The sequence below is a fragment of the Pseudomonas wadenswilerensis genome, from assembly GCF_024749185.1.
Lineage (GTDB): Bacteria > Pseudomonadota > Gammaproteobacteria > Pseudomonadales > Pseudomonadaceae > Aquipseudomonas > Aquipseudomonas wadenswilerensis.
Window position 1 is genome coordinate 2,668,135 of the sequence record NZ_CP087191.1, and the last position, 23,422, is coordinate 2,691,556.

Below are 23,422 nucleotides of genomic sequence, written 5' to 3' on the forward strand. Positions count from 1 at the left end.
CTGTCAAACTACCCATGCCCAATATTCTCCTGGTCGAAGATGACTGCGCCCTGTCCGAACTGATCGCCAGCTACCTGCAGCGCAACGACTTCAGCGTCAGCGTGATTGCCCGTGGCGATCATGTCCTGGCCGAAGCCCGGCGCAACAAGCCGGACCTGGTGATCCTCGACCTGATGCTGCCGGGCCTCGATGGCCTGCAGGTATGCCGCTTGCTGCGCGCCGAGTCCCAGGCCCTGCCGATCCTGATGCTGACCGCCCGCGATGACAGCCACGACCAGGTGCTGGGCCTGGAAATGGGCGCCGACGACTACGTGACCAAACCTTGCGAGCCGCGGGTGCTGCTGGCCCGGGTGCGCACCTTGCTGCGCCGCAGTTGCATCAATGAACCGCGACTTGAGAGCGACCTGATCGTGGTCGGAGGCCTGCGCATCGACCTGGCCGAGCGCAACGTGTTCTGGCGCGAACAGCCGGTGGAGCTGTCCAGCGGCGAGTTCAACCTGCTGGTGGTGCTGGCGCGCAATGCCGGCGTGGTGCTCAGCCGCGACCGCATCCTCCAGCAATTGCGCGGCATCGAGTTCAACGGCACCGACCGCTCGGTGGACGTGGCGATTTCCAAGTTGCGGCGCAAGTTTGACGACAGCGCCGGCGAAGCGCGCAAGATCAAGACCGTGTGGGGCAAGGGCTACTTGTTCAGCCGCGTCGAGTGGGAGTTCTAGCGGCCCATGCTGAAGATCCTCATCCGCCTGTACCTGATCACCATCGTTGCCTATGCCGGGGCGATCTTCCTGATCCCGGATGCCATCGTCGGCGCCTTTCACCAGCGCTTCATCGCCTACAACCTCGACCAGGCGCGGGGCGTGCAGCGGTTGATCGTCAAGCAGTTCGAGCAGGTGCCGCCCAGTGAATGGCCGGCCAAGGCCAGGGAGCTGGCGGCGGATTTCGCGCCGCTGCAGATCGAGTTGCGCCGCCAGGATCAGATCGGCCTGTCGTACGAGGAGCGTGACCGTCTCAACGCCGGCCAGAACGTCGTGCGCCTGGGGGATTGGGGCTATTACGAAACCGCCCTGGCGCCGCTGGACGACACCTGGCTGGTGGAGCTGAGCAACCCGCCCGACCCGCTGGACATCAGCCTGCTGTCCTGGGTAGTGACCGTCCTGATTGGCGCCGCCCTGCTCGGTTGCCTGCTGTTCTGGGTCTGGCCGCACTGGCGCGACCTCGAACGGCTCAAGGAAACCGCCCGACGCCTGGGCCAGGGCCAGTTGTCGGAGCGCACCCATATTCCGCCGCGCTCGAACATCGGCGAACTGGCCCAGGTGTTCGACACCATGGCCCAGGACGTCGAGCGCCTGCTGACCCAGCAGCGCGAGCTGCTCAATGCCGTGTCCCATGAACTGCGCACGCCACTGACCCGCCTGGACTTCGGCCTGGTGCTGCTGTTCGACGAGGTGCCGCCGAACTGCCGCAAGCGCCTGCTGGAACTGGTCGGGCATGTGCGCGAGCTGGATGAACTGGTGCTTGAACTGCTGTCCTACAGCCGCCTGCAGAACGTCGATCAGGCCCGCGAGCGGGTCGAGGTGTCGCTGCTGGAACTGGTCGACAGCATCCTCGGCAGCTTTGCCGAGGAACTCGATGGCCGCGGCATCGAGTGGCAGGTGCGCGCCGACGACAACCTGCCGCGTTTCATCCTCGACCCGCGCCTGACCGCCCGCGCTTTACAGAACCTGGTGCGCAACGCCATGCGCTACTGCGACGGGCAGATCCTCCTGCGCCTGAGCCTCGACCCCCAGGGCCATTGCCTGCTGACCGTGGAGGATAACGGCATCGGCATCCCCCACGACCAGCGCGAGCTGATCTTCCAGCCGTTCTACCGCCTGGACCGCAGCCGCGACCGCACCACCGGCGGCTTCGGCCTGGGCCTGGCGATCAGCCGCCGGGCCATTGAAGGCCAGGGCGGCACGCTGACGGTGGGGCAGTCGGCGCTGGGTGGCGCGCAGTTCAAGATCAGGCTGCCACGCGGTTGATGGGATGTCCTGGCCTCAGTGTGGAACAAGGGGTGCTTGCGCAGTGACGATATCGATGCTCGCGGGCAGGGCGTCCAGGTAACCCTGGCGTACCAATGGAGCCAGGCGTGAGCTGCCGAGGCCATCCTGCCACCAGACCCGCAGCTTGAGGCTGGCCAGTTGCTCGAGCCAGCGGGCGTTGACTGCCGGGCTCAGGCGTCCGGTACTGAAAGCGCTGATATGCAGGGGCGCATCGAGGCGGCGGTTGAAGGCCTGCAACTGGGTGTATAGCGCCTGGCGGCGATCAGCACTGTGAAAGTGCAGGTCGTCTACCGTCATCGGTAGGTACCAGCCTGTAACAGGCAGTTGCCACTGTTCGCGCACTTTGCGTTGCTGGGCCAGGGACTTGCCCAGCTGGGTTTGCCAGTAAGCCATCAGGCCGACACCGTCCAGTTCGTCGATGTGCTGATCGTAGGCCGCGTCCCGGTACAGCCCCAGCACCAACTGCAGGCCTTGTTCGTGGGCCAGGCGCAAGGTGTTGGCCAGCCATCCCTGGGCGCCCCCGAAGTCGTTGGCGCCGTAGGCGCTCCATTGCACGATCAGGGTCTTGCCGCCCTGGGCCGCGGCGGCTTTCCACAGTGTGCGCCATTGCGCCTGGCTCAGCTGCGCGTCGCGCTCCAGCGGTTGGTAGAACAGGTGTTCGTCAGCCGTTGCCGACAGGCTCAGGGCGAACAGCAGCACAGCGATCAAGCGGCGCATCAAATGGTCAACTCCGCACCCAGCAACAGGCCGTTGGCATGTTCATAAAGATTGCCGCCCAGCGATTGCTGGTATTCGGCGCGTACTTTCAGCGAGCCGCGATAGGCGTTGTAGCGGTCATCGTCGAACCACCACTGCCAGCGCAGGCCCAGACCCGTGCGCAGGTCCTGTCGCCAGTCGTTGCTCGGGTCCTGGCTTGAGAACTCGAGAAAACCGTACGGCATCAGGGTTTGCGCCGTGTCGCTGGGCAGCTTCCAGGTGTGCCCGCGCTGGTAGCGCGACAGCCATTGGTGATCGCCTGCGCGGGTCCACCAGGCGGCGTCGTGGTAAAGGAAGCGCTCGTCCCACTCGTCCTCGTCAGCCCGCCAGTCGTTGCGCCATTTGCCCTGGTCAAGGAACGAGGCGGTCGCGCGCAGCAGCAGGTCGTTACTCGTTTCGGCGTGGCCGCGCAGGTCGCCATAGTTGTCGCCGACCTTGCTCGGGCTGATCAACTGGCCGAGGGTCAGGCCGCCGTACTGGGCATCGTCGATCTGGCGCTGGTGATAAAGCTCGCTGTACAGGTTGATGTTGCGGGTACCGAAGGGCTTGTAGCGCAGGCCGACACCGGTGCCCATGCTGTGCGCGTAGTCGGTGCGGCCAGTGCCTGCGAACAGCACCCGGCCATAGACCGAAAGCGTCCTGCCGTTGCGACTCGGCTCGTCGCCCAGAGCGTGATCCCACATCGCCATTTGCACGTTCTGCGAGGTGCCACGGCGCTCTTTACGGTCATCGCGAACGTTGTCGTTGGTCGGCATCCCGGCGGGTGCCCAGGTGCTTGCCAGGGTAATACTGTCGCGCCGCGACAATGCCTCGTGAACCCGGCGCTGATGGTACGTGCGCGCGGCCAGGCTGCCGAACACCTGGTCACCGTCGACCAGTTCCTGTTCGACATCCAGTACCCGGCGCAGCGCCTTGCGTGCAGCGCGGTTGTTTTCCACTTCGACATAACGCCAGGCCAGGGCTTCGCCGATCCGGTAGTCCTCGGGAAGGGCGCGGGTGGCGCGCTCAAGGTAGGGGATCGAGCGGGCTCGGGTCGCTTGATCTTCGGCGCCTGCCAGGCGCATGCCGTAGTCGGCGCTGTAGCGCGGCTGCTGCGGTGCCAGGCGCACGGCTTCGGCGAGCCAGGCGGTGCTTTGCTGCAGGTGGCCAGATTGCGCTGCGGTTACCGCTGCGGCGTAGTAACGATCGGCGCGGGGCTGCTGCTTGAGGACCTGGCGCTGGTAGTCCATGGCATCCTGCTCCTGGAGTTCGCGCTGGGCGATGGCGGCGCCTAGCGCCCAGTCATCGGCCGTTACAGGCGTTGCCTGTTTCCAATAGGTGTGCGCCAGGTAAGAATTGTCGGCATTCAGCGCACTGCGCGCGGCAGTAAGGCGGGCGCTGGCGGTCCACTCGCTGTCGGCCAGGCTTTTCCAGATCGCCAAGGCGGCAATGGAATCACCCGAGGCTTCCAGGGCTTGGGCCAGCGGCAGGCGGCTGCCGCTGTCGCCGAGGTCTTCGGCGGCCTGGTAGTAGACCACCGCTTCACCGGGGCGCTCGGGCATGGCGCAGTCGCCCAGGGCGCGCAACTGACTGACGTCGACAGGGTAAGCGGGCGTTGTCTGACGCAGTTGCTCGCACGGGCCGCTGTCGGCCAGGCTGGGAGCGGCGTAAAACCACAGCAGGACGCTGGCCAGTTGCATCGGCCCACGCAGGTGCTGGTTGATAGAGTGATGACTGACCCGCTTAGGTAGCGCGGCATCGTCCTGATGCATGTCGAGAACCGCGAGCATGAGCCGGGTCTCCTCCTTCTGCCAAGGGGCTGGGATAGGGGGGTTGCAAGCCGAGAGGCGCAGCAGGGTAATCAATTTGTGCGCGAGTTTGAACGGATTTAATTCGGTGCGGAGCAAATAGCGCTGCCCAGCCAATCCAGAAACGCCCGCAGCGCAGGCTCGCGCTCGCGGCCCGGCAACCACACCGCGCTGTACTGCGCGGCCGGCAAGCGCACCTCAGCGCGCCACGGTTGCAGCAAACCCTGGCGCACGCTGTCGGCCACCAGCACGTTGCTGGCCAGCACCAACCCATAGCCGGCAGCGGCCGCCTGCAGGGCATGGTGCTCATCGTCATAGTGATGAAAACGCGCCCGCAGCAGCCAGTCTTCACACCCGGCCAATGCACACCAGCGGGCCCAGTCGATGACCACGCCACTGACCGAAACCCACGGCACCTCGATCAACGACAGGGGCAGATTGGCAGGCAGCGGCTGCCAGCCGGGCGGGGTGTATACCGAGAAATGCTCGGCCAGCAACGGCAACCGCTGCAACGCCGGGTCAGGATTGAATTCGGCACGCAAGGCCAGGTCGAAACGGTGCTCGCGCTGCAGGTCGACCACCTCGCTGCCGGTCAGCACCCGCACTTGAATGTCTGCGTGGCGGCGATGGAAATCACCCAGCCGCGGGATCAGCCACGCGCTGGCAAAGGCCGCGGTAGTGGTCAAGGTCAGTTGCTGGCGATCGCACGGCGGTTGCAGGGCATCGACGCTGCGCTGCAGGTTGGCCAGGCCCTGGTGCACCTGCAGGTACAGACGCTCGCCGGCTTCGCTGAGCCTGACACCTTGGCTGCTGCGCTCGAACAGCAGCAGGCCGAGGTGCGACTCCAGGCGTTTGATCTGGTGCGACACCGCCGCCGGGGTGACCGCCAGTTCGTCGCTGGCAGCCTTGAAGCCGCCCAGGCGGGCCGCCGATTCGAAGGTGCGCAGGGCAGTCAGGGGCAGTTTGGCGAACACGGTGCTCAAGCCAATTGAGGGAGGCTCAATTTAGCTCAATTGAACCGGCGCCTCAACGCGGCTAGGGTGGGGCTTCATTGACGCTCAGGGAGCCGGACATGCAAGGCAAGGCGCGCAAGATCGTCCAGGCCATTCTCTACGAAACCATCGCCGTGCTGTGCGTGGCGCCGGTCTTGTCCTGGGCCTTCGATGCCGGCATGGCCCACTCCACGGTGCTGTCGCTGATTCTCTCGGCGGTGGCCCTGGCCTGGAACATGTTCTACAACTGGGCGTTCGAGTACTGGGAGGCGCGCCAGGCCCAACGCCAGCGCACGCTGTGGCGGCGTTTTCTCCACGCGCTGGGCTTTGAAGGCGGGCTGGTGCTGATCCTCTTGCCGGTGGTGGCCGGCTGGCTGCAGATCAGCCTGTGGGCGGCGCTGTTGACCAACCTGGCACTGTTCGTGTTCTTCTTCGGCTATGCCTTTGTCTTCCAGTGGGCCTTCGACCGGGTGTTCGATGTGCCCGATTCTGCGCGTGAGCCGGCTTGACTTTGCCCGGGCGGCTGCGCTAGTTTCGTGGGCATGAACACATTCCTGCAGTCGTCTCAGCACAGCATTATTACCGCCATTATCGTTTTGGCGGGCTAGCTGACACTTGCACCGAACCCGCCCTGGAGGCGGGTTCTTTCTCTCTCTCTCCTGGGCACTTAAAAAAACCAGGAGTCACCGATGACCAGCCTTGCCGTTAGCCCCCGTACACCGTCCGCGCCGCTGAACCTGCTGTCCGACTACGTGCGGCGCATTCTTGCGGCCCCGGTTTACGACCTGGCGATCGAAACGCCCCTGCAAGCGGCGCCGGCCCTGTCGCGCAGCCTGGGCAACCAGGTGCTGCTCAAGCGGGAAGACCTGCAACCGACCTTTTCCTTCAAGATCCGCGGTGCCTATACCCGCCTCAGTCGCCTGAGCTCGGCCCAGCGCCAGCGCGGGGTGATCACCGCTTCGGCCGGCAACCATGCCCAGGGTGTCGCCCTGGCGGCTCGCGAGCTGGGCATGCGCGCCACCATCGTTATGCCGACCACCACCCCTGAACTCAAGGTTGAAGGCGTGCGTTCGCGCGGTGGCCAGGTGGTGTTGCACGGCGAAAGCTTCCCCCACGCCCTGGCCCATGCCCTGAAGCTGGCCGACAGCGAAGGCGCGACCTTCGTGCCGCCGTTCGACGACCCGGACGTGATCGCCGGCCAAGGCACCGTGGCCATGGAGATCCTCCGCCAGCAACCGGGCGAGCTGGATGCGATCTTCGTGCCGGTCGGTGGCGGCGGCTTGATCGCCGGCATCGCTGCCTACGTCAAATACCTGCGCCCCGAGGTCAAGGTGATCGGCGTCGAGCCGCATGATTCCAACTGTCTGCAGGCCGCTATGGCCGCCGGCGAGCGGGTGGTGCTGGCCCAGGTCGGCAGCTTTGCCGAGGGCGTGGCGGTGGCGCAGATCGGCGCGCATTGCTTTGAGCTGTGCCGCCACTATGTCGACGAGGTCATCACTGTCAGCAGCGATGAGCTGTGCGCGGCAATCAAGGACATCTACGACGACACCCGTTCGATCACCGAGCCGTCCGGTGCCCTGGCGGTGGCCGGGATCAAGAAGTACGTGGCCCGCGAAGGCGTGCAGGGCCAGACCCTGGTGGCCATCGACTCCGGTGCCAATGTCAACTTCGACCGCCTGCGTCATGTGGCCGAGCGGGCGGAACTTGGCGAGCAGCGCGAAGCGATCATCGCTGTGACAATCCCAGAGCAGCCGGGCAGTTTTCGCGCCTTTTGCCAGGCCCTGGGCAAGCGCCAGATCACCGAGTTCAACTACCGCTACTACCCGGGCAAAGAGGCGCGGCTGTTCGTTGGCGTGCAGACCCATCCGCAAACCGACCCGCGCGACAAGCTGCTGGCCAGCCTGCGCGAGCAGGGCTACACGGTGCTCGATCTGACCGACAACGAACTGGCCAAGCTGCATGTGCGCCACACCGTGGGCGGGCATGCCGGGCCGGGGGCGGACGAGCGCGTGCTGCGCTTTGAATTCCCCGAGCGTCCGGGGGCTTTGCTGGGCTTTCTCGAGCGCCTGGGCAAACGCTGGAACATCAGCCTGTTCCACTATCGCAACCACGGCGCCGCCGAGGCGCGGGTGTTTGCCGCCCTGGAAGTGCCGCAGGACGAACAGGCCAGCCTGCCCGAGGCGCTGGACGCCATGGGCTACCGCTACTGGGACGAAAGCGACAACCCGGCCTACCGGCTGTTCCTCGGCTGACTCAGATCAACACGGAGCAGGGCAGACAGGCGGATCCTCAAGGCAAAGGTACATTGCATGAGGATCTCGCCATGAGCAGCACGTTTTTCATTCCCGCCGTCAACATCATGGGCATCGATTGCCTCGAAGAGGCGATGGCTGCCATTGCCGGATACGGCCTGCGCAAGGCCCTGATCGTCACCGACGCGGGCCTGGCCAAGGCCGGGATTGCCGAGCGCATTGCCGAAATGCTGGCGATGCGCGACATCGACTCGGCGATCTTCGATGGCGCCAAGCCCAACCCGAGCATCGCCAACGTCGAGCAGGGCCTGGCGCTGTTGCAACGCGAGCGTTGCGACTGCGTGATCTCCCTGGGCGGCGGCTCGCCCCATGACTGCGCCAAGGGCATTGCCCTGTGCGCCACCAACGGCGGGCATATCCGTGACTACGAAGGGGTTGATCAGTCGGCCAAGCCGCAGTTGCCGTTGATTGCCATCAACACCACGGCCGGTACGGCCAGCGAAATGACCCGTTTCTGCATCATCACCGACGAAGCGCGCCACGTGAAAATGGCCATCGTCGACCGCAACGTCACGCCACTGCTGTCGGTCAACGACCCGGCCCTGATGGTCGGCATGCCCAAGGGCCTGACGGCGGCCACCGGCATGGATGCGCTGACCCACGCCATTGAAGCCTACGTCTCGACGGCCGCCACGCCGATCACCGATGCCTGCGCCATCAAGGCCATCGAGCTGATCAGCGCCAACCTGCGCCAGGCCGTGGCCGACGGCAGCGACCTCAAGGCCCGGGAGAACATGGCCTACGCCCAGTTCCTCGCCGGCATGGCCTTCAACAATGCCTCCCTGGGTTACGTGCATGCCATGGCCCACCAGTTGGGCGGTTTCTATGACTTGCCCCATGGTGTCTGCAATGCGGTGCTGTTGCCCCATGTGCAACGCTTCAACGCCAGCGTCAGTGCGGCGCGCCTGCGTGATGTGGCCAAGGCCATGGGCGTGGAGGTCGGCGCCATGAATGCCGAGCAGGGCAGCGCTGCGGCCTTGGCGGCGATCGAGAACCTGTCGCGGGCCATTGATATCCCGGCGGGGTTGGCGGTGCTGGGGGCGAAGGAGGCGGACATTCCGACGTTGGCCAGCAATGCCCTGAAGGACGCCTGCGGCCTGACCAACCCGCGGGTGGCCAGTCAGGGGGAGATCGAGGCGATCTTCAAGGCAGCTTTTTGATCTGATGTACTAGCAAGGCGTTGCCTTGCATCGCTGGCAAGCCAGCTCCCACACCGAACCTGTGGGAGCTGGCTTGCCAGCGATGGGCTGCGCAGCAGCCCGCAGATATTCAGACCACCAACGACAGCAGCATGATAAAGATGATCCCGACCACCGACAGGATGGTCTCCATCATGCTCCAGGTCTTGAAGGTCTCGGCCACGGTCATGTTGAAGTACTGCTTCACCAGCCAGAAGCCGGCATCGTTGACGTGCGACAGAATCAACGATCCCGCGCCGGTCGCCAGTACCAGCAACTCACGGTTGACCCCCGGAATCATGCCGATCACCGGCGCGACGATCCCGGCCCCGGTGATGGTTGCCACCGTCGCCGAGCCCGTGGCGATACGAATCACCGCCGCCACCAGCCAGGCCAGCATGATCGGTGAAATCTCGGCCTGCACGGCCATCTGCCCGATCACATTACCCACGCCGGTATCCACCAGCATCTGCTTGAAGCCACCACCGGCACCGACGATCAGGATAATCGCCGCGGTGGGCGCAAGGCTTTGATCGAGCAGCTTCATGATCTGCTGCCGGGAAAACCCGCGCGCCGCGCCAAAGGTGTAGAACGCCAGCAGCAGGGCCGCCAGCAGGGCGCTGATCGGGTGGCCGATCAGGTCCATCCACTGACGGACGATATGCTCGGCCGGCAGTACCACGTCGGCGAAAGTTTTCAGCAGCATCAGGAACACCGGCAGCAGCACGGTGATCAGGGTGATGCTGAAGCTTGGCAGGTTCTGCTGGTCGGACTCGCGGGCGATCTGGTCCATCAGCTCCTTGTTCGGATTGCCCGGGATGTACTTGGAGATGAAGTTACCGTACAGGGGACCTGCGATGATCGCCGTGGGCAGGGCGACGATCAGCCCGTAGAAAATGGTCTTGCCGATGTCGGCATTGAAGATGCCGATGGCCAGCAGCGGCCCCGGGTGCGGCGGCACCAGCCCGTGGACCACCGACAACCCGGCCAGCAGCGGAATGCCGATCTTGATCAGCGACACCCCGGAACGCCGGGCGACGATGAACACCAATGGAATCAGCAATACGAAGCCGATTTCGAAGAACAGCGGAATGCCCACCAGGAAGGCGGCGAACATCATTGCCCAGTGCACTTTCTGTTTGCCGAAAGCGCGGATCAGCGTCTGGGCGATCTGGTCGGCGCCGCCAGAGTCGGCCATCAGCTTGCCGAGCATGGTGCCCAGGGCCAGGACGATGCCGACAAAGCCGAGCACGCCGCCGAAACCGTCCTGGAACGATTTCATCACCTTGGCCACCGGCATGCCGGAGGTCAGGCCGAGAAAGCCGGCGGCCAGGGTCAGGGCGACAAAAGGGTGGACCTTGAAGTGGGTAATCAGCAGCACCAGGCCGATGATGGTGACGACTGCATCGAGCAGCAGGTAGGTATCAGTTGCCAAACCAAACATGGTTCAGTGCCTCGTATTGTCATTTTTGTGGGCGGAACATTTGCAGCGTTTACGGGTCGAGACAGCGCTATCTTGGGTGAGCCGAGAAAACAGCCAGGGTCAGGCCGTTCGCGCCAGCAGCGGTTCACCGCAGGGCTTTAGCCACTGGTCCACCTCGATGGCCAGCTTGTCCACCGGCAGGGTGGCGTCCAGGGGCAGGGTCAGCGGCTCGCCATGAGGCGGTTCGAGGGCGGCGAACTGGCTTTCGATCAGGCTGGCGGGCATGAAGTGGCCGGGGCGGGCCAGTACCCGGCGTTCGGCTTCTTGCGGGGTGAGTTCGAGGAACACGAAGCCCAGGTCCGGCACGGCGTGGCGCAGGGCATCGCGGTAGCGCTTCTTCAGCGCCGAGCACGTGAGGATCGGCCGTGCGCCGCTTTTGAGGGTCCGTTGCAGTTCTTCACCGAGGAGGATCAACCAGCCAGCGCGGTCGTCGTCGTCCAGGGGAATGCCGGCGCTCATTTTCTGGATGTTGGCAGCAGGGTGAAAGGCATCGCCTTCGATCAGGCGGCCGCCGCTATGGCTGGCGATGGCGGCACCGACGCAGCTCTTGCCGCAGCCAGCTACGCCCATTACCACGATTGCGGACAAGGGGGGATTCATCGGTACCTCCTGCAGGGCAAGATAGCGCTATCTTGAAGCGAGACGGCTAATGTCTCGAGCGCTTCCCACCCAGATGTTATTGATCTTGTAAAAGCAGTCTGGATGCTCATTCCTGGGCTCATGCAGTTTTGCATTGCCTGTGGTCTGAGACAGCGCTACCTTAGTGCCCGTTCCCCATTCTTTGCAAGTCGAAAATAAAACCTGTCATGACCCGCATCGGCTCCCGTACTACCGGTCGTCCCACCCTGGCTGAAGTGGCCAGGCTTTCCGGGGTTTCCCCGATTACTGCTTCGCGTGCGTTGCGCGGGGTCAGCACGGTGGCACCGGAGCTGGTCGAGAAGGTCCAGGTCGCCGCCGCCAGCCTTGGCTACGTGGCCAACCCGGCAGCACGGGCACTGGCCTCGGCACAAAGCCAGTCGATCGTGGTATTGATCCCGTCGTTGTCCAACCACCTGTTCATCGACACCCTGGAGGCCATCCACGAGGTGATGCGGCCCCGTGGGCTTGAGGTGCTGATCGGTAACTATCACTACGATATCGCCGAAGAAGAGAACCTGATCCGCAACTACCTGGCCTACCAGCCGCGTGGCATCCTGCTCACCGGTTTTGATCGCAGCGACGTGGCCAAGCAGATGCTGGCCGCCAGTGGTGTGCCCTGTGTGCACATGATGGAGCTGGGCGGTGAGGCCCAGGCCATGTCGGTGGGTTTCTCTCAGCAGGAAGCGGGCAGGGCGGCGGCGCGGCATCTGCTTGAGCGTGGCTGCAAGCGCCCGGGCTTCATCGCCGCGCAGCTTGATCCGCGGGTAATGCAGCGCGCCGAGGGCTTTCGCCGGGCCCTTGCCGAGGCCGGTATGGATGCCCACGCCCGGGAAATGCTGGCGCCGCAGCCTTCTTCAATCGGCCTGGGTGGTGAGCTGTTCGCGCAGTTGCTGCAGCGCCATGCCGACGTCGACGGCATCTTCTTCTGCAACGACGACCTGGCCCAGGGCGCCATTCTCGAAGCCCTGCGCCAGGGCATCAAGGTGCCGCAGCAAGTGGCGATGGTCGGGTTCAACGACTTGCCTGCCTCGGCGCACATGGTCCCGCGCCTGACCTCGATTCGCACCCCGCGCGCCGCCATTGGCCGTTGCGCCGCGCAGGCGCTGTTGGGCCTGCTCGATGGCAAACGTGGGCAAGTGCAAAGCCAGGACCTGGGGTTTGAGCTGATGGTTCGCGAAAGCAGCTGAAACCGCCAGTCGGCGGGCGTTGCACGGTGATGTCATAGTGCTTGCATGGCGCCAATCGCCATCTATGCTCAGCAAATCCCGAGCATGGAGTGTTGCAAAATGTTTGATTTGCATCGTAAGTCCGATCTGGCTGAAATCGAGCGTTGCACCCAGGCCTTGGGCCATATGACTGCCAAGTTGGCGGCGATCAGCCGCTCGATGGCGATGATCGAGTTCAGCCCCGACGGGATCATCCTCGACGCCAACGAGCACTTCTGCAAGACCATGGGCTACGGCGTCGAAGAGATTCGCGGCAAGCACCATCGGATGTTCTGCGACGAAGCCTTCAGCAAGAGCGAGGAGTACCGCCAGCTATGGCGCGATTTGGGTCGTGGTGAAGCGCGCAGCGGCACCTTTGCCCGTGTTGACAAGCAGGGCCGCGAAGTCTGGCTCGAGGCCAGCTACATGCCGGTGCTGGGTGCCCAGCAACAGGTCACCAGCGTGATCAAGGTCGCCTCCGATATCACCCAGCGGGTGCAGCACGAGCACGAGACCGAAAGCCTGATCAACGCGATCAGCCGCTCCATGGCGATGGTCGCGTTCACTCCGGATGGCAAGGTTATCGAAGCCAACCAGAATTTCCTCGACACCATGCATTACCGCCTCGACGAAGTGGTCGGCAAGCACCACAGCCTGTTCTGCCACAAAAGCGAAAGCGAGTCAGCGGCCTACAAGGCATTCTGGGCGTCGCTCAACCGTGGCGAGTACCATTCCCACCGTTTTGAACGGATCAACAAACTGGGGCAGATGGTCTACCTGGAGGCTTCCTACAACCCGATCTTCGACACCCGCGGGCGCCTGTACAAGGTGGTCAAGTTCGCCAGCGATATCACCCGCCAGGTCAGCACCCAGCAGACCGCCGCCGAATCGGCCCACGCCACCTCGGTGCAGAACGACGCCTGCGCACGCAAAGGCTCGCAGGTGGTGCAGCAAACCGTGCAGGTGATCGAGGAAATCTCCCAGGACCTCAACGCCGCAGCGCGCAGCATCGATGCGGTGAGCAAGCAGTCGGAGCTGATCGGGCAGATCGTCCAGACCATCCGCAGCATTGCCGATCAGACCAACCTGCTGGCGCTCAACGCCGCCATCGAGGCAGCCCGGGCCGGCGAGCACGGGCGCGGGTTTGCGGTGGTGGCCGATGAGGTGCGTAACCTCGCGGCGCGCACCAGCAAGGCGACCCTGGAGATTGTCGAGGTGGTGCGGCAGAACCACGACCTGTCGTTGACCGCCGTGGCCAGCATGCAGTCGAGCCTGAGCCGCACCGGCCTTGGCGTGGAGCTGGCCAATGAAGCCGGCGAGGTGATCCTGGAAATCCAGCAGGGCTCGCAGCACGTGGTCGATGCGATCAGCCAGATCAACTCGACCTTGCAGTTGCACTGACCCGCTGGACGAGCTGGCCGTCGAGGGTCTGCAGGCTCAGTTCCAGGTCGTTGGCCAGTGCCTGCAGTTGCTCGATGCCGGCGTCGCCGATGCAGGCTTGCTCGAGCGCTTCGCAGCGCTGCACCACGCCACGGGCCTTGAGCATCTTGGCACCGCCCTTGATGCGGTGGGCCAGGCTGCGCAAGGCATCGCGCGCAGGTGCCGGGCCGAGGGCGCGCAGGGCCTTGAGGTCTTCGCTGTTGCTCAGGGCCAGTTCCCGTAGCAAGCGCTCGACCAGCTGCGGATCACCCAGGGTCAGGTACCTGAGGTTGTCGACGTCGAAGCCGCTGGCATGCGCTTCAAGGGCATCATTGGCCAGCGCCGGCGCGGCCGGGGTGTCGAAACCGGCCAGGTGACGGCGCAGTTCATTGAGGCCGATCGGCTTGAACAGGCAATCGTTCATACCGCTGGCCAGGCAACGTTCGCGCGCCTCGACCTGGGCGTTGGCGGTCAGGCCGAGAATCAGGCAGGCCGGGCGTTGCTGTTGTTGCTCCTCGCTGCGCAGGTGGCGCGACAGCTGGTGGCCGTCCATGCCGGGCATGTGGCAATCGGTGATGACCACATCGAAGTGCCCTTGCAGCCACAGCTCCAGCGCCGCCTGGCCATCGCCGGCCTGGCTGACCTGGTGGCCGAGGACGTGGAGCTGGCGTTCCAGCAGCATCAGGTTGGCGGGGTAGTCGTCCACCACCAGTATGTTCAATGCCCGACCGGCTGCTGCTGGTTCGCTTGCCGGCAGGGTGGCTTGCTGCACGGGCGCCACCGGCAACTGCAGTTCGATGTCGACCCGCGTGCCGCTACCCGGCTTGCTGGTCAGGCCCAGGCGGCCACCCATCAATTCGCACAGGGTGCGGCTGATCACCAGGCCCAGGCCGGTGCCCTGGCGCACCGGTTGGTCGCCCACCTGAGCGAAGTTATGGAACAACCGCGCCTGGTCTTCGGCGCTGAAGCCGACGCCGCTGTCTTCCACGCTCAGCAGTACCCGCCGTAGCTGCCCGGGCTGCTGCGGGCCATAGCGCAGGGTCACTTTCACCTGGCCCTGTTTGGTGAACTTGAGGGCATTGCCGAGCAGGTTCGACAGCACTTGCTTGAGCCGCAGCGGGTCGACCATGACGCCGTCGGCCATGGCCTGCAGGTCGGTCTGCAGGGCCAGGCCCTTGAGCCGTGCATTGCCTTCGAACACCCGGACGGTGGCGGCGACCAGCGAGGTCAGGTTGGTGGCTTCGTCGTTCAGCTCCATGTGCCCGGACTCGATACGGGCGATGTCGAGAATGTCACCGATCAGCGCCAACAGGCCATTGGCCGAGTCGAACGCCACCTGCAGTGAAGCGCGGTCGGCGCGCCCCTGTTCGGCGTCCTTGACCGCCAGCTCGAGCAAACCGATCACCGCGTTCATCGGTGTGCGGATCTCATGGCTCATGGTCGCCAGGAAGGTGCTTTTGGCGCGGCTGGCATCGTCGGCCTGGTCCTTGGCCAGGCGTAGTTCTTCGAGCAGGCGCTTGCTGAACCCCAGTTCGTGTTGCAGCGCTTGCTGGGCTTCGCTGCGCTGGCGGATCAGGTTGCGCAGGTAGCGGTTCCAGAACACCACGGCGGCGATCAGCAAACTGGCGACGATAAGGATCTGCAGGATCAGCGAGCGGTAGTTGTACCAGGGGCTGTCGCTGATCAGTGCGTTGGTGCGCCAGCGGTTGGTCAGTTGTGCCAGTTCGTCGGGCTCGATGCTCAACAATGCCTTGTCGAGAATCGAATGCAGCTCGCCTGCCGAGCGTGCCGTGGAGAAGGCACCGATCACCGGTTGGTCGCCGAACAGCGAGGCGATGCGCAGGCGATCCTTGAACAGCCGGCTGATGAAGTAGGCGGCGTTGATCTGCGAGCTGATGGCTGCATCGGCCTGGCCCTGGGCGACGTACTCCATGAGTGACAGCGGGTTATCGACCTCGACCAGCCGGACCCCGGGGAAGGTTGCCTGCAGCAACGGCTTCAATGGATAGTCGCGGATGATCGCCAGGCGCTTGCCGTTCAGTTGTTCGATGCTCTGCACGGCGTCCGGTTCATCGCGGGTGACCAGCACCCGCGGGCTGAGCAGGTACGGCCGGGTGAAGCTCAAGCGGGTCTCGCGGTGCTTGCTGGGGATGAGGCTGCTGGCGATGTCGGCGCCTCCCTGTTCCAGCAGGGCGATGGTCGCGGCGCCAGGATCGGCTTCGATGAACTCGAACTTCAGGCCCGTACGCAAGCTGATCTGTTCCAGCACGTCGGCGCTGATACCGCGCAGTTGCTGCTGGTCATCGTAAAAGGTCAACGGCGCGTAGTACTTGTTGAACACCACCCTGGCCACCGGGTGCTGCGCGATCCACGCCTGCTCCTGGCGGGTCAGCGGCAGGGCCCCGCGGTTGAGCAGCATGCTGGTGCTGCCGCTGCTCCAGCGGCGCAGGATGTTCAGGCGTTCGGTTTCACTGGTGACGTCCAGTGAACGGTTGAGCAATTGCAGCAGTCGGTCGTTGCCGCGGGCCAGGGCGAAGGCGAAGGTTTCCCGCTCGTGTTTGACGAAGTGGGAGATCTGCACGTTTTCCTGGAAGCTCTTGCCGATCAGGTAATCACTGCTGATGGCATCGCCGAGAAACGCATCGGCCTGGCCCAGCGAAACGGCCGACAAGCCGGCCATGGTCGAGGAGTACAGTTGCAAGCGGGCCTTGGGGAACAGGTGCTGGACCTCTTCATCGGGCAGGTAATGGTCAACCATGGCCAGGCGCAGCCCGTCCAGCTCATCATCGACGGCGCGGGTCTTGCCCTGTGGCGTGACGATCACCGGCAGATCATCGGCATAGGGTTGGCTCAGCACCAGTTGGGCGTCAGCGGCTTCAAAGCCGTTGGAGCTGCCGAGCAGGTCAATGGCCCCGGCGTGCAGGGCGGTGATCGCCTCTTTACGGCTGCTGAAGCGGCGCACTTCAATCGGGATGCTCAACAGTTCGCCGATCAGGCCGGCATAGTCGGCGGTCAGCCCTTCATACTCGCTGTGGCTGACATTGATATCGAAGGGCGGGTAATCCGGGCTGGAGGTCCCCAGGCGCAGCACGGCTTTTTCCTTCAGCCAGCGCCTGTCAGCCGGCGCCAGGGCTACGCCTTCGCCGCCAACGACTGAACGGGCCAGCAACGTGCGTGGCTCACCCGGTTCATTGGCCATGGCGCTGTTGACCAACAACGCCGACAGCAAGCCCAGCACCAGGGCCGGTAGAGCGGGGCGGATGTTCATTGGCGGCTCAGATCACCTGATTGCGATTGGTCAGACCCATGAGCTCGACGAAAGATCCTACCTGTAGCTTCTCCATGATCCGACTTTTGTAGGTGCTGATGGTCTTGGGACTCAGCAGCATGCGCTCACCGATATCGTTGTTCGACAGGCCGGCCGCAAGCATGCGCAGCACTTCCATCTCGCGGTGGGACAGGCTGCTCAGGCGTTCTTCTTCCGAGCCCAGCGGGCCGCGGTTGGCCGACATGTCTGGGAAGGTCGAGTAGCCCTTGACCATGGCTTTCAAGGCGAAGATCAGCGCCTCCAGGTCTTCGTCCTTGTGCACGAAGGCCGAGCTGCCGGCATCCAGGCAGCGACGGGCGAACAAGCCGGCCGGTTGCCCCGTGAGGACCATGATTTTCGGGGTGTTTTCCAGCAGGTGCAGGCGTTTGATCACGCTCAGGCCATCGAGGCCGGGCAGGCCGATATCGAGGATGACCACGTCGGGGCGCAACTCGCGGGCCATCTGTACGGCGGCCACGCCGTCGCCGGTTTCCCCCACGACTTCATAGCGTTCGCGCTCCAGCAACATGCGCACCGCAAGACGAATCGTGGGGTGATCATCGACGATCAGTACCGTAGGCATTGGCGCAACTCCTTGACGAAGAGGGTAAGCCGTTTCCTGAATCATTCAGGAAGACGAATCGGGCCGGAGCCGGCGAGTCGCCAACGATACGTCGAATCAGGTTGCAAAAGTATGGGAAGTATAGAGGCGTTGAAAATTGTGGTAGGTATTGTCGAAAATTCCTACGCGTCAGCTAGATAAAGGCCGCTGCGCGGCCTATCGCCGGCAAGGCCGGCTCCCACAGTTTCGGTGTACACAGATCTATTGTGGGAGCCGGCCTTGCCGGCGATGGCAGCGAAGCTGCCCGCTGACTCAGAACGAAGTAGTAAACGACGCGAAGTACGCCCGGCCCGCTTCGTTGTAGGTCAAGGCTCCGGCTTCATCCGAGTTGCCTTCGCGGTACAGGCGCTTGTCGAACAGGTTGTTCACCCCCACGCGCATGCTCAGGTTCTTGGTGAACTCGTAACCACTGCTGATGCCGACAATGCCATAGGGATCGACATCCTTCTGCACCTTCTTGTCCAGGGTTTCATTGGCCCGGGCGTTGTAGGTCGGTGCTTCCTGCTTGCCGTAGTAGGTGCCGTTGAGCTGGAACGACAGCTTGTCGGTGGCATTCCAGTCCAGGGTCGAGTTGACCGTGTACTCGGGGATGATGCTCAGCGGCTCGCCGGTTTTCTTGTCCTCGGACTCGATCATGTAGGTGAAGTTGGTGTTCCAGTCCAGCGCCGGGGTCAGCTCGACGAACAGGTTGCCCTCGACCCCTTGCACCACGGCCTTGCCGGTGTTTTCCCAGCGCAGGATACGGCGGCCGTTGGGCAGGCGGAACAAGGTCTGGTTGCCGGCCTCGATCTTGTTCTTGTAGTCGTTACGGAAGTAGGTAGCGCTGGTGCGCCAGGTGCCCTTGTCGTAGGCCAGGCCCAGCTCCTTGTTGACGCTGGTTTCCGGGTCGAGGTTGGCGTTGCCCAGCAGGTAGCAGCCGCCTTCGTTGAGCTCGCCGGAGTTGCAGCCGCCGCCACGGCTGTACAGCAGGTAGTCGGGGTTGGCCTGGTACAGGTTCGGGGTCTTGTAGGCGCGGGCGATGCCGCCCTTGATGCTCAGGGCGTCGGTGATCTGGTGCGAGGCGTTCAGGCTCGGGCTCCAGTTGTCGCCATAGTCTTCGTGATGATCCAGGCGCAGGCCGGGGGTGACGATGGTGTTCTCACCGACTTCGATGTTGTCCTCAGCGTACAGGGCAAAGCTGCGTGCGGTGGATTTGGTCTGGGTGCGGTCGAAGTTCGGCAGCTCGGCTCCCGGGTCATAGCTTTGCGGGCGCAGCGAGCCCGGGTCGTTGAGCGACTCGTACAGGTACTCGCCGCCCAGGGTCAGCACCTGCTCAAGGCCCATGCTCAACGGCAGGTTGACCTCGCCGGTGGCCCGGGTGTTGCGCAGACGTGATTCAAAGCGCCCGGCACCGCCCGATGGCGCACCTTCGCCCCAGCCGGCCAGGCCTTCATTGAGGCGGCCGTTGCGGGTCAGGTCGTAGGACAGCGAGGCGGTCGAGGTGCCCCAGTCGTAGTCGCCGCGGTGGGTCACGGCAAAGCTTGAGCGCTGCATGACGTTGGTTTCCTTGCCCACCTGGCTTTCGACGAACTCGCCGCCGGCGTTGAGCATGGTGTCGCCGGCAAAGATGTTGCCCTGGCGGCTGTAGCTCGACTCCAGGTCGACAGTGTTGGCCGGGTCGATCTTCCAGCTCAGCAGGCCGTTGATGTCCTTGTTGCGCACGCCTTCGCGGCCGGCCATCAAGGATTCGGCATAGGCCTGGTGCGCCGAGTTGATCTTCATGTCGTCGGCGTCGGTCTTGTTCAGGTTGCCGTACACGCGAAAGATCAGGCTGTCGGTGAGCGGCCCGCTCAAACTGAAGTTGACCCGCTTGCCGGTGCCTTCGGAATCGTCCTCGGGGAGCATGGTGTACAGGGTCATCGAGCCGCGCAGGTCCTGGGTCGGGCGCTTGGTGATGATGTTCACCACACCGCCCATGGCGCCAGAGCCGTAGCGCGCGGCAGCCGGGCCGCGAAGGATCTCGATGCGTTCGACTTCTTCGGCCGGTACCCAGTTGGTTTCACCACGGGTGTCACGGTCGCCGCTCCAGCCGTAGCGCACGGCGTTGCGCGAGGTGGACGGCTTGCCGTCGATGAGGATCAGGGTGTTCTCCGGGCCCATGCCGCGCAGGTCGATCTGGCGGTTGTTGCCGCGGGCGCCGCTGCTGCTGTTGCCCGTGAGGTTGACCCCGGGCTCGCGGCGAATGATATCGGAGAGGTCGTTGACCGGCGGGCGCTTCTTGATGTCTTCAGCGGTAATGATCGACACGCCGGGCGCCTGCTTGAGTTCCTCTTCGGCAGTGCCCAGCACGCGGGTGTTTTCCAGCTCGATCGCCTGTCGGCTGCCGTCCACTGGCAGGTCGGTGGGCTGCACCTGGACTTCGTCCGGTTGAAGTTCCAGCGGGGCTGCGGCAATCGCCGTGGAACCCAGGGCAGCCAGCAGGGCAATGCTCATGGGGCTGAGGTTGAAGCGCGACACCATGTCAGATTTCTCCTGAAACAAAGGGTGAACGGGCTGGACGGAAAGGCCAGAGTCGCTCGGGAGTCGAGAATGATAAGAATTACCATTCGCAAGTAAACCCTTTAGAAGAAAAATAAAATATTAACGAAGCAGGGCGGTAACACCCTGCTACGCAGGTTGCGACGAGCTACTGGCCAAAGGCCTTTAGAATTGTAGGGATGCTGCTAGGCTTGAGGTACGGCCGGGTGCCGGCATCATGCTTTGCGACATTGGGTCGAGGTAGTACTGGTCGGTAAAGTTGTAAACATTGAAACTGACCTTGAGTTCGTCGCTGACCTGGTAGTCGGCGAAGAAGTCGTAAATGCGCGCTTCCAGGTAATGTTGCTGCGGTGTGGTGGTGCCCACATGCCAGCTCTTGTCCAGCACATACATCGGCCCGCTGGTGTAGCGCATGCGCACGCCAGTAGCCAGTTTCTGCTCGAAGGCCTTGGCCCCCAGCACCAGGTTGACGCTGTAGCGCGGTGGGTTCTGGGTGTTGGTGTAAGAGCCCTGGAAGCCGCCGGTCGTGCAGTTGGGCGTCTCTGACTTGCCACCCTCGCGCAGGGCCTGGGCAAAGGCACGGTCGCAGGTTTCGGCCTTGATGTTGTAGACGTACGAAGCGTCGGCGAACCACCAGTGGCTGTCGTAGTGGCTCTGCAGCTCGACGCCCTGGGTGGTGAAGCTGTCGACGTTGCGGATTTTCAGCTCGCCGTTGAACCCCGGGCGGCCTTTGGGGTTATAGCGGTAATTGCGGGTGACCATGTCGTCGATGGTGTTGTGGAAGTAGGCCAGCTTGACGCCGGCCTGGTCGTTGTCCAGCAGCAGGTTGCTGCCCTTGAACGAGGCACCGACCTCGAAGGTTTTCATCCGCTCCGGGCGCAGGTCGTAGTTGGGTTCTGCCGACCAGCTGCCGAGGGTGGTCTCGAACAGCGACGGCATGCGCATGCCCTGGTTGTACAGGGCATAGGCCATGACGTTGGGGGTAAAGGCATAACTGACGCTGTAGGCCGGGGCGAAGCCGTGGCCGGACGGCTCGGCGTTGTCGGCAAAGCCGGCAAACTCCGCGTTCCACCACGGTGCGTCCGGGTCGGCGCCAGCCGGTGCGGCAAACAGCGCCTGGCGGTTGCGATCATGGATACGATAACCGCTGTAGCGTCCGCCCGCAGTGAAGGTCAGTTCAGGGATCGGCTTGTATTCCAGGGCGGTGCTGAGGCTGTATTCGTGACGGTAGCCATTGCGTTCGATGCGGTTGTTTTCCAGGTCGTCCTGCCAGGGCTTGCGGGTCGGGTCGATGGTTTCATAGAGGTACGAGGCACCATAGGTCAGGGCGTAGTCGCCGGTGCCGGTAACGAAGCGGCTGGTGTTGCTGATGTCGGTGCCGACCTTGAGGTTGCTCAGGTCGGACTTGAGCGATTTGCGGTAGTTCTCGCTTTGCTCGTCCTGGTAACCCTGGCCCCGTTGCGGCGCGGTAAAGCCGACATTGTTGTACATGATGCTGCGGCCGAAGGTCGCCCAGGCATGGCCGTTGAGGTCGATATAGCGCGCCAGGCTGTCGTCCTCGGGGCGCCACTTCAACTCGCTGGTGAGGGTGTGCAGCTTCATGTTGCCGGGCTTGAACTGGATCATCTGGTTGGCGTCGGTGTAGTCGTACACCGGGTCCAGCGTCTCGCGCACGTAGCAACCGGTGCTGTCCCAGCGGTTGTCGCCATCCGGCACCGGTGCATTGATGGCCGAGCACTGCTGGTAATACTCGGGGTTGGCGCGCATCCAGAATTCTTCGTCGTAGCGGTCGATGTCTTTTTTGAAGTCGCCCAGTGGCCAGGTCATCGACGGGCCGGTCCGGCCAATCTGCGAGGGCATGATTTCGCCGAAGCTCGAATCCATGTAGCGGTAGCCCAGGCCCAGTTCCAGGCCGTTGTCGCGGTACAGGGTGCCCTTGAACATGAAGGATTTGTTGTGGGTGCTGGAGTTGAGCACCTCTTCGCCGGGCCAGTAGTTGCGCGCCACGGTGTTGGCATCGACCAGGGCGCCGCCGCTGCTCACCGAGGTGTCGTAGCGCGAGTAGCCGTGCTTGCCGGCGAAGTAGTTGTTGTTGCGTCGCTCGGCGTAGGCGGCGACCACGTCGAAGGCTTCGTCCTTGTGAGCGAAGGCCAGGCTGCGCGACCAGTCGTGCGGGTGCAGCAGGTCGTTGCGCTCGGTGCGTGGGCGTACCCGGTAATCGCTGGGGACATCGGCTGTGCTGTTGTCCGACAGCGAGCCGCGCAGGCGCCAGCCGGTGGTTTGGCCAGGCTTGAGGATGTCATCGACGGTCAGGGTCTGCATCTCGACCGAGCCGCCGATGGCACCGGAAGCGCCGGCGTCCAGGCTCGGGCCCTTGTTAACGGTGACGCTGCTGATCAGGTCCGGGTCGATGTAGGCGCGCTGCGCAGTGCCGGCGTAACCGCGATAGACATCCAGCGATTGCTGGCTGCCGTCGACCTTGACCGGCACCCGGCCCTGGCCCTGGATACCGCGGATGTTCACTTCGATACCGCCACCGTTGCGCCCGTCGGAGGTCTGCACACCGGCGATGCCGGCGAGCATGTCGGCATTGGAGCGGCCGCGAAAGCGCTCCAGTTGTTCCAGGTCGCGGGTTTCCACCGAACGCGGCACGCCGTAGTCCTTGAGCGCGTCGTCCTCTGCCTGGCCCTTGACCCGGGTGGCGCCGAGCTCCAGGGCATCGCTGGCTTGCGCGGCCCTTTCGATCAGCACCCGGCCATCGTCACTGAAGTACGCGCTCAAGCCGCTGCCGGCCAGCAGTTTGCCCAGGGCCTGGGCGGGCGAATAATGGCCCTGCAGGCCCAGCGACGGCTTGCCGGCGGTCAGGCGTGCATCCACCGACAGCAGCAGGCCGGCGCTGGCGGCAAACTGGGTCAGGGCCTGGTCGAGGTTGCCGGGCGGAATCTGGTACAGGCGTTGCTCCTGGCGGGCAGGTTCAGCCTGAACCGGCGTTGCCAGGGTACAGAGTGCAGCGCTGAGCAGGCCGCCGAACAATCCGGTGCGGATCGCCAGGCTCAGGGTGGACGGGCAGGGTGGCAGCAGGTTCGGCATCCCGAAGGCTCCTTTGAGAATGCTTATTGGTTAGCTTTGATGACTAACCCGAACGAGCGCCGCAAACCGACAA

The 23,422-nt window shown here is 64.0% G+C and carries 14 protein-coding genes and 3 pseudogenes; 8 read left to right on the forward strand and 9 right to left on the reverse strand.

Annotated elements, in window-relative coordinates:
• The first annotated feature begins 14 nt into the window (after nt 1-14).
• Complete coding sequence (locus LOY45_RS12355) at nt 15-716, forward strand: response regulator (protein WP_115086479.1); 702 nt, start codon at nt 15-17, stop codon at nt 714-716.
• 6 nt (nt 717-722) lie between these two features.
• Complete coding sequence (locus tag LOY45_RS12360) at nt 723-2,021, forward strand: ATP-binding protein (RefSeq protein ID WP_115086480.1); 1,299 nt, start codon at nt 723-725, stop codon at nt 2,019-2,021.
• A 15-nt stretch (nt 2,022-2,036) separates the two neighbouring features.
• Here LOY45_RS12360 and LOY45_RS12365 read toward each other — a convergent pair whose 3' ends face one another.
• The 3 genes and pseudogenes from LOY45_RS12365 to LOY45_RS12375 form a co-directional block, all read right to left on the reverse strand.
• A complete protein-coding gene (locus LOY45_RS12365; RefSeq protein WP_233673444.1) occupies nt 2,037-2,759 on the reverse strand; it encodes a DUF4434 domain-containing protein in 723 nt (240 codons plus the stop codon).
• Nucleotides 2,759-4,432: pseudogene (locus LOY45_RS12370) on the reverse strand (NfrA family protein); the annotation flags it as partial. The pseudogene LOY45_RS12370 and the gene LOY45_RS12365, both read right to left, overlap by 1 nt.
• A 233-nt stretch (nt 4,433-4,665) precedes the next feature.
• On the reverse strand, nt 4,666-5,559 hold the full coding sequence (locus LOY45_RS12375) for a LysR substrate-binding domain-containing protein (protein WP_233673443.1): 894 nt from the start codon (nt 5,557-5,559) through the stop codon (nt 4,666-4,668).
• Between the two features lie 98 nt (nt 5,560-5,657).
• Here LOY45_RS12375 and LOY45_RS12380 point away from each other — a divergent pair, with 98 nt between their 5' ends.
• The 3 genes from LOY45_RS12380 (at nt 5,658) to yiaY (ending at nt 9,049) form a co-directional block, all read left to right on the forward strand.
• Nucleotides 5,658-6,086 (forward strand): PACE efflux transporter, encoded by a 429-nt coding sequence (locus tag LOY45_RS12380; RefSeq protein ID WP_115086484.1) that lies wholly within the window; start codon nt 5,658-5,660, stop codon nt 6,084-6,086.
• Between the two features lie 180 nt (nt 6,087-6,266).
• A complete protein-coding gene (gene ilvA / locus LOY45_RS12385; RefSeq protein WP_258579209.1) occupies nt 6,267-7,829 on the forward strand; it encodes a threonine ammonia-lyase, biosynthetic in 1,563 nt (520 codons plus the stop codon).
• Nucleotides 7,830-7,900: 71 nt separating this feature from the next.
• Nucleotides 7,901-9,049, forward strand: coding sequence for an L-threonine dehydrogenase (gene yiaY, locus LOY45_RS12390; protein ID WP_115086486.1), 1,149 nt, complete (start codon nt 7,901-7,903; stop codon nt 9,047-9,049).
• A gap of 109 nt (nt 9,050-9,158) precedes the next feature.
• Here the strand turns inward: yiaY and LOY45_RS12395 are convergent, their stop codons facing one another.
• Nucleotides 9,159-10,511: a GntP family permease gene (locus LOY45_RS12395; protein ID WP_134062498.1), complete on the reverse strand. Its 1,353-nt coding sequence runs from the start codon at nt 10,509-10,511 to the stop codon at nt 9,159-9,161.
• Between the two features lie 99 nt (nt 10,512-10,610).
• Entirely contained in the window at nt 10,611-11,150 is a 540-nt protein-coding gene (locus LOY45_RS12400; protein WP_115086487.1) for a gluconokinase, read from the reverse strand.
• A 206-nt stretch (nt 11,151-11,356) separates the two neighbouring features.
• On the opposite strand from LOY45_RS12400, the gene gntR reads away from it, so the two are divergent.
• The 3 genes and pseudogenes from gntR to LOY45_RS26995 all read left to right on the forward strand — a co-directional run.
• Complete coding sequence (gene gntR / locus LOY45_RS12405) at nt 11,357-12,376, forward strand: HTH-type transcriptional regulator GntR (RefSeq protein ID WP_258579210.1); 1,020 nt, start codon at nt 11,357-11,359, stop codon at nt 12,374-12,376.
• Between the two features lie 198 nt (nt 12,377-12,574).
• Nucleotides 12,575-13,258: pseudogene (locus tag LOY45_RS26990) on the forward strand (PAS domain-containing protein); the annotation flags it as partial.
• Nucleotides 13,259-13,363: 105 nt separating this feature from the next.
• Nucleotides 13,364-13,795, forward strand: a pseudogene (locus LOY45_RS26995) (methyl-accepting chemotaxis protein); the annotation flags it as partial.
• Here the strand turns inward: LOY45_RS26995 and LOY45_RS12415 are convergent.
• The 4 genes from LOY45_RS12415 to LOY45_RS12430 form a co-directional block, all read right to left on the reverse strand.
• Nucleotides 13,770-17,081 (reverse strand): transporter substrate-binding domain-containing protein, encoded by a 3,312-nt coding sequence (locus LOY45_RS12415; protein WP_258579211.1) that lies wholly within the window; start codon nt 17,079-17,081, stop codon nt 13,770-13,772. The pseudogene LOY45_RS26995 and the gene LOY45_RS12415 sit on opposite strands and share 26 nt — an antisense overlap.
• 7 nt (nt 17,082-17,088) lie before the next feature.
• Complete coding sequence (locus LOY45_RS12420; RefSeq protein WP_258579212.1) at nt 17,089-17,703, reverse strand: response regulator; 615 nt, start codon at nt 17,701-17,703, stop codon at nt 17,089-17,091.
• Nucleotides 17,704-17,994: 291 nt separating this feature from the next.
• On the reverse strand, nt 17,995-20,241 hold the full coding sequence (locus LOY45_RS12425) for a TonB-dependent siderophore receptor (RefSeq protein ID WP_258579213.1): 2,247 nt from the start codon (nt 20,239-20,241) through the stop codon (nt 17,995-17,997).
• Nucleotides 20,242-20,424: 183 nt separating this feature from the next.
• Nucleotides 20,425-23,349 carry a TonB-dependent receptor gene (locus LOY45_RS12430; protein ID WP_258579214.1) on the reverse strand — a complete coding sequence of 975 codons (2,925 nt, stop codon included), beginning with the start codon at nt 23,347-23,349 and terminating at the stop codon, nt 20,425-20,427.
• Between the last annotated feature and the right edge of the window lie 73 nt (nt 23,350-23,422).